This is a genomic window from Halobacterium bonnevillei, from assembly GCF_009831555.1.
Lineage (GTDB): Archaea > Halobacteriota > Halobacteria > Halobacteriales > Halobacteriaceae > Halobacterium > Halobacterium bonnevillei.
Genome location: NZ_WUUU01000110.1, coordinates 1 through 10,112, shown reverse-complemented (window position 1 = coordinate 10,112; position 10,112 = coordinate 1). Strand labels below are relative to the sequence as shown.

Here is a 10,112-nt window from a genome sequence, read left to right as displayed (position 1 = left end):
GCCGACGACACCCTGAAACTGCAGGCCAGCGAGCGCGGCCCCGGCCGGCCGAACGAACGCGGCGGCCGCTACGACTGTCCGTTCACGCGCGCGGAGGTCGCGCGCCTCGGCGAAGTCTCACAGACCCACGGCTACGCCGAGCCCTTCGAGGCCGCCGGCTACGAGGTGACGCTCTTCGACGCCGGCCACATCCCCGGGAGCGCGCACGTCCTCGTGGACGACGGGGACACCCGACTGCTGTACACCGCGGACTTCAACACAGAGGCCCAGCGCCTGCTGTCCGGGACCACGGCGCGGCCGGACGCCGACGCCGTGATCACCGAATCCACGTACGCTGACGTGACCCGGCCCGACCGCGCGAGCATCGAGGACGCGTTCGCGACGGCCGTCTCGGAGACCATCTACGGCGGCGGCACCGTCGTCGCGCCGGCGTTCGCCATCGGCCGCACCCAGGAACTCATGCTGGTCTGCGACGCCCACGACGTCCCCTGTTACGTGGAGGGCATGGGCGTCGCCGTCACCGAGCGGTTCAAACGCACGAGCGAGTTTCTCCGCGACCCCGCGGCGTTCCGTGCGGCCTGCGGGCACGCGCGCTTCCTCGACAAGAGCACGCGGGACGGGCAGCGCCGCCGCATCGCGGACAAACAGACCGCCATCGTGACCACGGCGGGGATGCTCGGAAACGAAGATCCGCTAGCAGTTGGTGGTCCTCAAGCGGGACTTGCCGATTAATTGGCTTCATTAGGCGAGTTAACACCTGATCAGAGGTTACTAGATATATTGATGAGAGACTTAACTGCGCTAAATAGCTGTAACACGTGGTAAGAGACTGCAAGAATCGTAACGATCTCAATAGCAGCAATTGTAATGTCAGATAAAACTAATCCGCTTGGGGACCATGCCAGTAAAAACAACATTGGGAAAATGACTCCGACAAAAAAGAAAGTGACAACCCGGTTCAAAAGAATTCTATACTCCTTATGATTCATGACTAATTCTGAATTCTGGGCTGTCATCGACGCCCTGACGGTTTCTTGGCGGAATTTCTTCATAAGATCGCCCCAAGACTTCATAGTATTTGTTTGAATATCCGGTTTTCCAGGGTATGTTCGGCTGAGAACATTAGGGAATACGTTCTTATTTCTAACTTCATCAGGAGACAGTGTCCCGATTGAAGTATCACTCAGAAATGCCTGTGCTGGACCATTTTTATTCAGCGTCTCTGAGAGATATTTCGAGGTTTCATTTAGCAGCCGAAGTTGTTCCTTCTTCTTGTTATTTGGCTGCGGTAGAATGAGATTGTTCAATAGTTTCTGACTCCGTTTTAGATTTGCATACACTTTCACTGCTTCCGACTGAGAGAACTGATTTGCGACCTGTTCTATATCATCTTGGGACACATCAATCTCAAAAGCTCGGTCTATACCGCCCCCAGCAGATGGGAAATTGGTAACACCCGTTAGCTGATCCTCCATCTTACCCAAGATGGGGTTATAGTTTTCCTCAATTTCCTCAAGTCGATCCAGGAGCCTATTATAATTTTCTTGGTGTTTATTTTTCCTAGAGCTGTACTGTGCCGCTATAAATGCAATCAAGAACCCGATAGATGCTGCGCTGGCCTGTGCTATCGTTGAAAAGAACCATTCAGGAGATACTGCTGTCATGAAACCAAAGTACGATCACTAACAGATATTCTTCCCGGAGTTAGTAGAGATGGTTTGGAGTGAATAAGGCTGATGAGTAGACTAGACCCATATCCAGTGCCTTGACTCTACTCAGGTATCGCTATTGAGTAAGAAGTGAGGGGATCAGTATGGCCCAATTCCTAACTTGAAGATGTTCTCTCGGTAGATGCTCTCGATGTCGTCGTAATACGTGTGAAGGTACGAGTCGATTGCTTCGCCGTAGTCGACCGCTGCGTCGCCGATCGCGTCGCCGCGCATGTACTTGACCAGCTCACGGTTGAGATCCTGGTTAATACGCCAGTAGCTGCTGAACCAGTGGCGGCCGAAGTGACTCGTCACTCCTTCGTGATGCTCGGTTTCCTCGTATTCAGGATGGAACGCATCCTTCCATGCTTCGTTGATGGTTTTGGGCCACAACTGGTCGTGGCGCTGATCGGAGAGGAAAACCCAGGGTTCGCCGTTGTCGGGACGAATGAGCAACCACTGCACAAGCAGCTGGCGCATTTCGTCGTCAAGCGGTAGGACCCGAGCACGTTTCGACTTGTTTCCATCCCGCTTTTCCTCTGACGGGATGAAGATCGCGTTCTCGAGATCCCGAACGCGCGGATGGGTCCCGAGTTCGGGGTAGTTTTCCTCGATGTCGGGATGTTGAATCGACACGTCCTGAAGCTGGCAGTTGCAAACCTCGCCGACGCGCATCCCGAGTTTGATCTGTGCGCCGACACAGCATCGGTCTCTGAGGTGCTTGATCGTCCTGAGACCTTCCCGAAGATCCTCAAGAGGGACGTGTGGATGATCTTTGTCGGGTTCCTCTTGCTTCCACTCTCGGAACGGGATCTTTTCCCGAGCAGCCTCTACTGGGTTAAATTCCTCCCCGTGAGGGAACACCGGTTCACGCTGCCAGTATTGATAGAGACCGTTCAGAATCCGCAGGTGCGATTTAATCGTGCCCACGTCGTGACCTCGTTTCGCACGCTGACTCTCAGCAAAGGTCTTGATCTGTTGGGTGTTCGCGCACGCGTAGTGACGACCCTGTTGCTGCATCTGCTCTTTGAACTGCCGGAAGACTCTCCAGTAGTCGTTCTGCCGGCTTTCTGAGAGCCCCCTCGGTGCCAAGACATCCGCTGCGTACATTTCGAGAGGATCGCTGTTCAGATCCCGGAATTGACTGTCGTACTTCGCGAGGGGGTCTGCTTCCAGATCGAACGCATCGGCGAACGCCCTGCGCCTCTCTTCCACCCCGTCGCGAATGTCTTCACTACTCATGAGATCACCTCTGTTCGACCTTTGCATTCCAGATTCTGCCAGCAGTCTCGTATTCTGCTGCTGCCATCAGGAACGGGTGGTAGACGTGCGGGTGGTCGCTGCGCGAAACCAACCAGTCGTAGAACCGCTCGAGTCGAACCCAGTAGTGATTGTACACGGTCCTGATGTTGCGTTGATCCAGAAGCGACCGGCACCACTGGTCAACATCTTCGGGCGTTGCGAGTGCGTGATGTCGGCCTCGGTCAGCCATGTGGTTCTTCCAAAGACGACCAGCCCGTCGGGTATCCTTCCGGTACCTATCCTTGGGGTACTGGGAAAAGAGGTGCTCTTCCAAGAAGGTCTCCCAGACATCCTCACCGCGGTATACGTCCGCGTGTTGTCGCAGTCGATAGCGCAGGGGTACCTCCTCGAGTCGCTTGTACACTCCAAGTCGGTCTCGTGGATCGTTGGAGAGTTCACGCGGCATCAGAGATCCCCTCCTCGGTACTCGATTTCGTCGGGTAGTACCGGTTGTTGACCGTCTCTATCGCATCGCCTTCCAGTGCATCCAGATGACCATTCACCCGATCTGGGGCGGTGTCGATGACATGTTGGGTGACGTCCTCATAGGTGGATCCGGGGTGGGCCTGAACGAAATTCCGGACGGTCTCACGCTCAGTTCCATGAAGCCGATTCTCCAATGTGTTGATCCGGTCGCGCGCGTGCTCAAGTTCAGCTTTCAGGTCATTCCGTTGCTGCCGGAGCTCCTGTCTCGATTCATCGGCTTCCACCCGAGCATCGAATTTCTTCAACCCGGCTTCGACCATGTGCATAATGAACTCGCTGACACTCATTCCGAAGTCTTTCGCGCGGTCTTTCCAACGCGCATACTGTTGCGTGGTTGGGTAGGTGGTAGCTGGTTGGGATTCAGCCATCGTTTTTCGAACTCACCTCATTTTCCGTTGAGTCAGCCTTGGCGAACCGTAGGCGGCCATCTTCTACCCAGTATTTGATCTCTTCTGCTTTGTCGAGTTCAGCGCCAAGACGGCACAGTTCGGTTTCATTTAGGAAGAGGGCAATACCGAGGACTACCCCTTCGGAATCACGATTCACTTTCGCATACCGTGATTCGGTGGCCGTTTGCTGAACCGCAACGGGAGTCTGGTCTTCTGGGGTACCGTAGGGGCTCTTCGTAGGTGTTAGGTCGGAAGGCCATACTGATTCCACATTGGAATCGTCAGCAGCTTCCCAGGTCCCAGCGGTGGAGATTTCACCGGTCACGGTTCACCACCTGCCTGATTGGGTCGAATTTTTCTATCGAACGCGTTCGCATCGTTTCCATGCCGATATATAGAGCGATAATATATAAAGCTGGCCCAATATTTGGTCATAGAGTGCGACTATTTCCTAATCACTAATTGGGGGCGTATTTCAGCCACTACTAAGTGAAACGTCGTCGTACTCGCACCAAATGCAGCGGGTCCGGCCGAATTGGCTTAATGAAAACGACGAACTAATTCTCGAATTACTCGGGAAAAGCGGTGTTGCACTGAACAAAAGAGGAATTGAGCTCAATCTCGAACTCAACGGAGAAACGGCCTCATACTCGACGATCAAGAGGAGGGTAGACAAACTCTCTGAAGCGGAGTTTATCGAGAAGGTCCGGCAAGAGGGATCATACTATCAAATCACATCGAAGGGGATCAATTACCTAACTGGGTCGCCGTATGGGGCGGCGACAGCGGGTAATGAGCCTGTTGAAGCAACCGAGATTGATCCACTGGATTATCAGATACTCGAGGAAGTACAGGGAAAAGATGACGCCCCATCTGTAGATGAGGTCGTTGCACTAGTTTCAGCGGAACCTGAGCGCATACGAGACCGTATTAGGGCTCTTGTTTCAGAAGGTATGCTTGCAGAAGACGCAGAAGGACATCTCAAGCTATCACTAGGAGGACAATACCTGTTACAGATGTTCCGCTTAGAGCCTGATACTACTGAAGACGTAGGCAGATACGGGTATGTTGAGTTGACGTCTGGAAAAGAAGAGGTCGAAACTGAATAATCGGGAAAAGGATCTGTGGGTTAGAAAACGGATTGTGGGCAGGATTAGCCCGATCCCAGGTGGAGACAATTCCTCAACTAGGTGTGAGGGAATTGCCTATTGGAAACTAAGTATGAGACTATCAAAGATATTGGGCAGTTAGACTAATCCACTTTCTCGTCACGGCCGGAGAGCTATCCAATTGTGGTCACAAGTTGTGCGACGGCCAGAAGGAAAGCATGCTGATGCAGTTGCGGAGTCACCGTGATCTCTTTGCGGTTCTCGTCGTACTCAATTAGCTCACCAGCGGCGAGTCGGGGGAGATGACTCTGAATCAAGCCGTTATAGGCGGATTCATAGTCACTGGTGCTCACGCTGCTGGGAGCCTTTCCGGTTTCGACCGCTCTGACAACCCTAGCAACATGTCGAACAGCAACTGATTCTCCCTGATCGAAGAGAGCGAGGTACCCTACCACCAGCGCTCGGCGCTGGTTTCCGAGGAGGTTGTGGACGTCTGCGGCATCAACTGGCTTCGAACTCATTGTCCGAAGCCACCCCTAATTAAGCTGAACAGTCTCCAAACGATGCAACCGTCGAACTTTTGCAAATCGTCGTCGATAGTGTACATGCTGTCTGATTCAGGCAGCGCGGGTTCGGTGTCTCAGCACCGGGCCCACTCTTCGTGAGCCGACCACGCGTCGAGGAGAATTAGCGCCGGAACCAACTTAACCGTAGGTAAATCGGCTCAGCGGCGTCTACGAGTCGGTATAATCCGGGCGCTCGGCGTATTTGATTGGATCGCGCTCGGCGAGATTCTGGAATGCCTGGAGACGGAACGCACACGCGTCACAGGTGCCACACGCCGGCGCCTCGTCCCGGTAGCAGCTCCAGGTGTGCTCGTAGGGAACGTCAAGTTCGAGGCCGCGCTCGGCGATGTCCGTCTTCGACCACTCAACGAACGGCGCTTTGACGCTGATCTCCGTCCCCGGTTTCGTGCCGACGTCGACGACCTGCTGGAACGCCTCGAAGAACTCCGGCCGGCAGTCCGGATACCCCGAGAAGTCCTCGCTGTGCGCGCCGATGAACACGGCCTCGCAGTCGTTGGCTTCTGCATACGACGTCGCCATCGACAGCAGGTTCGCGTTCCGGAACGGCACGTAGCTTGACGGGATCTCGTCACTTTCGAGGTCCGCTTCCTCGACATCCATTTCCTCGTCAGTGAGACTCGACGCCCCGATCTTCGAGAGGTGGTCCGTCGTCAGGTGCAGAAAGTCGGCGGCCTCGAAAGCTTCGGCTTGGGCCTGCGCACACTCGTACTCCTTACTCTCAGTCTGCTGGCCGTAGGACGTGTGCAGCATGTACAACTCGTAGCCAGCATCCTGCGCTACACCCGCTGCGGTCGCACTATCCATCCCTCCAGATGCCAGGATAACCGCTCGTTGCTCGCTCATCGCTGGCCCCCCGCCCGCTTGACCGCCGCCCGGAACCGCTCACGTTCGGCCTCAGTCGGTTCACCGACGGTTGCCCTGGTGGTGGTCGTACTCTTCGTTTCGACGCCACGCATCGCCTCACAGAGGTGCGTCGCATTCATTTCTACAAAGACAGTGGCCGCGTCGAGTTCCGCTTCGAGCCCCGACGCGATGTCGTTCGTTAGTTGCTCTTGCATCGTGAGCTGGCGGGACTGCCAGCGCACGTACCGCGTCAGCTTCGAGAGCCCAACCACCTCGTCCGTCGGCCGATACGCCAGATGAACCGTCCCGAAGAACGGCAACAAGTGGTGCTCACACAGCGAGTAGACTGGAATGCCGGTTTTCACGACGAGATCGGTCGTCTCGGCGTCGAAGGTACGCATCGTCGGCTTTTCGGCCTCTCGTTGGCCCGCCGTGAGGGTCTCGAGCGCATCCGGGACGCGCCGCTGCCAGGTCTCGGCCAACGCGTCACTGCCCGGGTCCTCGCCGACTGCCTCCAGAAGGAGGCGAACGCCACGCTGTGCCTTCTCGTAGTCGATGTCCGATTCCGCATCGTCAGTCACGAACTGGGAGTGCGTACTCGTCATGTTACGTTTCCGGGGCGTCGTTCCAGAGGTCGACGTGCAAGCGGGGCGTGTACCGGTAACCGTACTCCATCGCGAGGTCCGCGACCTCGTTCCGGCGAGCGTCGAGCTCGTCCCGAGTCGTCCCCTCGGGCATCAGTAGCACGTCGGAATCCAGGATGCGGCTCGAGGCCGCCGCGCGGACGTCAGAGAGAAGCGATTCGATCTCGGGCATGTCGTCAGGGCCCGTGACGACGAACTTGAGTTGTGCATCGTAGTCGTCGACGAGCGCGCTCAGAGCATCGAGGTCGATACGGCGGTCTTCGTGGCGGTCCGCCCACTCGCCGTCGCCCTTGGGATCTTTCTCGGGGGTCGGTGTACTGGAGGCGAGTTTCGGGCTGATGCTCGCTAGATCGATGGGGGCGTCGCGATGGATGGTGCCGTTGGTTTCGACGGTGATGTGGTAGTCGAGGTCGGCGAGGCGCTCGATGAGCGTGACCGACTCGTCGTGGACGAGCGGTTCACCACCAGTGAGGACGACGTGATCGGCGTCGTCGTGTGACTGGACCTCCTCGACGATGTCGTCGACGCTCATGGTGGCGTGGGTGGGTTCCCATGAGGTGTGGTAGGAGTCACAGAACCAACAACGGAGGTTACAGCCGCTCGTACGGACGAACACCGACGGCGTCCCGGTGAGCTTGCCTTCTCCTTGGAGCGAGTAGAAGAGTTCGTTGACCGGCAGTGCCGTGCCGTCGACGTCGTCCGCTGGCTGCTCGTCAGCCGTCGATCTGACCGGCATTACTGAGTCGCCCCCGCACAGAGTTCCGACGTCTCCCGCACGGTCACTGAGATGTTTGAGACTGACTCTGGGAGTGTCTCGCGGAGTTTCTCTTCCAAGACGAGGCCCATCACTTCCGCAGTTGGCGGGTGTTCGAGAACGACGAGTGAATCGCCGTCGCCGCTCTGCTCGAAGGCGTCGATGAGTGGGTCGCCCTCTTCGAGAAGGAAGCGGTGGTCCCAGTCATCTATTACTGAGGTAATATCTCCTTTGTCTACGATCCAGCCATCTTGCGTGAGCGAGCCAGTGACTTCGACCGAAATTTCGTAGTTGTGGCCGTGCGGGCGGCTACATTTCCCATCGTGGTGGAGAAGGCGATGCCCGGTACTGATGCGGATTGGGCGTTCACTGCCGACTTGGAGTGTTCGCTCGCCCGCATCAGCAAGTCGTGATGAGGGTCGTCGTTCAAAAGGCACGGTGGCCTATTCTTGGAGTATTCACTAAATATTATCGGAAGAATATCTTAGTAGCCCCAATCAGGAGAGCAGTGGAGGGCTCCTCAATGATTTGCTTAAACCAATTGGGAGACTGCAAAAGTGCTACAGGGAGAGTTCGGTCAAGCGCTCTGCCGGTAGTTGCTGTTTAGCTCGAGCTCGGAATCCATCGTAGGCCCCCTCCTCAATATCGATACATGTGTAATCTATCGAAGACCCGAATTCTAACTCAGCGGCAATTGCAGCAGGAGCGGTTCCAGCACACGGGACTACAAGATGTTCCCCTTCAGATAGCAGCCCTGCCAGCCACGCCTGGTAGGGTTCAACTGGTTTAACGCTCCCCCACCCGTATTTTTCTCGTTGTCGTGGTACGACCTGACGAGCGGAAGCGCTCGTTCGTCGGTCGGTACTCCCCTTGTGCGCAAACAGAACAGAATACCCTCCGGTTGAGAGATACATCCCGGGAGTGCTTCGATCTGGCGTGTCGTCCGACGAAAGGTACGTCACGCTGCCGACTTTCCTGTACCCCCCGCCCTTGTAGGACTCGGTCACGTCACCATACTCTTCACGAACGTACTCAGTCATCCGGGGAAGTAACCAATCATCTGCATCAGCAATCAACCAACCACCGTCGTTTAGGGCGTCGAAACAGGCATCAACTACTTCCTGAGTGGACAGACTCTCATCAGACCCATTATTTTTGAACGGGTGAGTCGGATAATCGACACCAAACTGTCCGCCCCGATGCGGACGGGACCACGCGTCATCGAGATAGATTACGTCAGCGGTCTCCTCAAGATGGTCGAGTGCGGCGACAGCGTCCCCGATCTTATACTGCTTCCCGGGGGCAAAATGATGGGTTTCGTCCGGCGTTACCTCTGCTGGATTCACACTTGTATTGAAATAGAAGCCCCGAGATATAACCTACGCCTCGCCGGTTTCACCGGGAGACATTAATAATCTCGTCAGCATCTTGACTGTATGTCGACGCCCGACTTCGATCCCGAAGCGAGTGATTCCCCTCACATTACCGGTATCCAGCCTACCGCCCGGTTCTTGGAATTCGCAGCAGAGGTGCTGCGGTTACGGTGGCAACACCCAGATACCAAGTGGGACACACTTGCGGGGCGGATCAGTGATGCCGGAATTGGCAAGTCGAAGGTCAAGCGTGTACCGAAGTTTCTGAACAAGATTGGCTGTCTTGATCAAGATAAGTCCCTAACGGGTTCAGGAGCAGCAATCGCCGAGACCGTTCGGCTCGGGCCCCAACATACAGGAAATGAGGCGAGTATTGGTAACAAGCCTTACCTCACAGATGCAGAACAGGCTATGTTCCGCCAACAACTATTTGAGCACGATTGGCTCCCGATGCTGGCGGTTCTGAACCAAGTTTCAGTCGGAGACGTTACCGCTGACTTCGGTGGAGAACGTGCAGACAACTTCGTCGACCGTCTGACTCACCTGACCGGCTACGACGAATCGTGGGGACGGGGAACGAAAGACACGAAAAGTCGAGTTCATTTCGACTGGGCTGAAAGGGTGGGGTTAATCGAAGAAACGAAGACGGGTACGCTGGAGCTTACACCCCTTGGGTCAGCTACCAACACCCGGTTACAGCATCTCCACCACCCAGATTGGCCGCAATCACCCGAACAGGGCGAGCTCGGTGATTTCTGACAGCTAAAGAGCGTCAATAACGGTCTCAGAGGCTCTGTTGAAATCCTCGGAGAGTTACAGGTTCACATAGTAGTCTAATCGTATGGAAGTCCTCCCGAAGTCGCGGTTGCTCCGGTTCGTTGAGCAGGCGTACCACTTGGCTCGGCGAGGTGTTGCC

General features: G+C 55.8%; 14 protein-coding genes. 3 read left to right on the top strand and 11 right to left on the bottom strand.

Going from position 1 to position 10,112, the window contains the following annotated elements; translation table 11 throughout:
* A partial coding sequence (locus tag GRX66_RS12715) for an MBL fold metallo-hydrolase (protein WP_201293010.1) occupies nucleotides 1-732 on the top strand: 732 nt, incomplete at its 5' end.
* 29 nt (nucleotides 733-761) lie between these two features.
* Here GRX66_RS12715 and GRX66_RS12710 read toward each other — a convergent pair.
* From GRX66_RS12710 to GRX66_RS12690, 5 genes are all read right to left on the bottom strand, one after another.
* Entirely contained in the window at nucleotides 762-1,664 is a 903-nt protein-coding gene (locus tag GRX66_RS12710) for a hypothetical protein (protein ID WP_159526899.1), read from the bottom strand.
* A gap of 144 nt (nucleotides 1,665-1,808) precedes the next feature.
* Nucleotides 1,809-2,951 (bottom strand): tyrosine-type recombinase/integrase, encoded by a 1,143-nt coding sequence (locus GRX66_RS12705; protein WP_159526898.1) that lies wholly within the window; start codon nucleotides 2,949-2,951, stop codon nucleotides 1,809-1,811.
* Nucleotides 2,952-2,955: 4 nt separating this feature from the next.
* The gene (locus tag GRX66_RS12700) at nucleotides 2,956-3,417 is read right to left on the bottom strand and encodes a hypothetical protein (RefSeq protein WP_159526897.1); all 462 of its coding nucleotides are present in this window, start codon (nucleotides 3,415-3,417) and stop codon (nucleotides 2,956-2,958) included.
* Nucleotides 3,407-3,865, bottom strand: a complete 459-nt coding sequence (locus GRX66_RS12695) for a hypothetical protein (protein ID WP_159526896.1) — start codon at nucleotides 3,863-3,865, stop codon at nucleotides 3,407-3,409. The genes GRX66_RS12700 and GRX66_RS12695 overlap by 11 nt, the downstream gene beginning before the upstream one ends.
* A complete protein-coding gene (locus tag GRX66_RS12690) occupies nucleotides 3,858-4,211 on the bottom strand; it encodes a hypothetical protein (RefSeq protein WP_159526895.1) in 354 nt (117 codons plus the stop codon). The genes GRX66_RS12695 and GRX66_RS12690 overlap by 8 nt, the downstream gene beginning before the upstream one ends.
* A gap of 190 nt (nucleotides 4,212-4,401) precedes the next feature.
* Here GRX66_RS12690 and GRX66_RS12685 point away from each other — a divergent pair, with 190 nt between their 5' ends.
* Nucleotides 4,402-4,995, top strand: a complete 594-nt coding sequence (locus GRX66_RS12685) for a winged-helix domain-containing protein (RefSeq protein WP_159526894.1) — start codon at nucleotides 4,402-4,404, stop codon at nucleotides 4,993-4,995.
* A gap of 173 nt (nucleotides 4,996-5,168) precedes the next feature.
* On the opposite strand, the gene GRX66_RS12680 is transcribed toward GRX66_RS12685, so the two are convergent.
* The 6 genes from GRX66_RS12680 to GRX66_RS12655 form a co-directional block, all read right to left on the bottom strand.
* Complete coding sequence (locus GRX66_RS12680) at nucleotides 5,169-5,516, bottom strand: DUF7344 domain-containing protein (protein ID WP_159526893.1); 348 nt, start codon at nucleotides 5,514-5,516, stop codon at nucleotides 5,169-5,171.
* A 213-nt stretch (nucleotides 5,517-5,729) separates the two neighbouring features.
* On the bottom strand, nucleotides 5,730-6,425 hold the full coding sequence (queC, locus tag GRX66_RS12675; protein ID WP_159526892.1) for a 7-cyano-7-deazaguanine synthase QueC: 696 nt from the start codon (nucleotides 6,423-6,425) through the stop codon (nucleotides 5,730-5,732).
* Nucleotides 6,422-7,030, bottom strand: a complete 609-nt coding sequence (gene folE / locus GRX66_RS12670) for a GTP cyclohydrolase I (RefSeq protein ID WP_159526891.1) — start codon at nucleotides 7,028-7,030, stop codon at nucleotides 6,422-6,424. Before folE ends, queC begins: the two co-directional genes overlap by 4 nt.
* Before the next feature lies 1 nt (nucleotide 7,031).
* Nucleotides 7,032-7,805: a 7-carboxy-7-deazaguanine synthase QueE gene (locus GRX66_RS12665; RefSeq protein WP_159526890.1), complete on the bottom strand. Its 774-nt coding sequence runs from the start codon at nucleotides 7,803-7,805 to the stop codon at nucleotides 7,032-7,034.
* Nucleotides 7,805-8,260 (bottom strand): 6-pyruvoyl trahydropterin synthase family protein, encoded by a 456-nt coding sequence (locus tag GRX66_RS12660; RefSeq protein ID WP_325064100.1) that lies wholly within the window; start codon nucleotides 8,258-8,260, stop codon nucleotides 7,805-7,807. The genes GRX66_RS12665 and GRX66_RS12660 overlap by 1 nt, the downstream gene beginning before the upstream one ends.
* Nucleotides 8,261-8,383: 123 nt before the next feature.
* Nucleotides 8,384-9,169 carry a hypothetical protein gene (locus GRX66_RS12655; RefSeq protein WP_159526889.1) on the bottom strand — a complete coding sequence of 262 codons (786 nt, stop codon included), beginning with the start codon at nucleotides 9,167-9,169 and terminating at the stop codon, nucleotides 8,384-8,386.
* Nucleotides 9,170-9,259: 90 nt separating this feature from the next.
* Between GRX66_RS12655 and GRX66_RS12650 the strand changes: the two genes are divergently transcribed.
* Nucleotides 9,260-9,955, top strand: a complete 696-nt coding sequence (locus tag GRX66_RS12650) for a hypothetical protein (RefSeq protein WP_159526888.1) — start codon at nucleotides 9,260-9,262, stop codon at nucleotides 9,953-9,955.
* Nucleotides 9,956-10,112: the final 157 nt, after the last annotated feature.

Coding starts and splice junctions, on each gene's coding strand:
- GRX66_RS12710 (WP_159526899.1), bottom strand. CDS start 1,664: ATGACAGCAGTATCTCCTGAATGGTTCTTTTCAACGATAGCACAGGCC.
- GRX66_RS12705 (WP_159526898.1), bottom strand. CDS start 2,951: ATGAGTAGTGAAGACATTCGCGACGGGGTGGAAGAGAGGCGCAGGGCG.
- GRX66_RS12700 (WP_159526897.1), bottom strand. CDS start 3,417: ATGCCGCGTGAACTCTCCAACGATCCACGAGACCGACTTGGAGTGTAC.
- GRX66_RS12695 (WP_159526896.1), bottom strand. CDS start 3,865: ATGGCTGAATCCCAACCAGCTACCACCTACCCAACCACGCAACAGTAT.
- GRX66_RS12685 (WP_159526894.1), top strand. CDS start 4,402: ATGCAGCGGGTCCGGCCGAATTGGCTTAATGAAAACGACGAACTAATT.
- GRX66_RS12680 (WP_159526893.1), bottom strand. CDS start 5,516: ATGAGTTCGAAGCCAGTTGATGCCGCAGACGTCCACAACCTCCTCGGA.
- queC (WP_159526892.1), bottom strand. CDS start 6,425: ATGAGCGAGCAACGAGCGGTTATCCTGGCATCTGGAGGGATGGATAGT.
- folE (WP_159526891.1), bottom strand. CDS start 7,030: ATGACGAGTACGCACTCCCAGTTCGTGACTGACGATGCGGAATCGGAC.
- GRX66_RS12665 (WP_159526890.1), bottom strand. CDS start 7,805: ATGCCGGTCAGATCGACGGCTGACGAGCAGCCAGCGGACGACGTCGAC.
- GRX66_RS12650 (WP_159526888.1), top strand. CDS start 9,260: ATGTCGACGCCCGACTTCGATCCCGAAGCGAGTGATTCCCCTCACATT.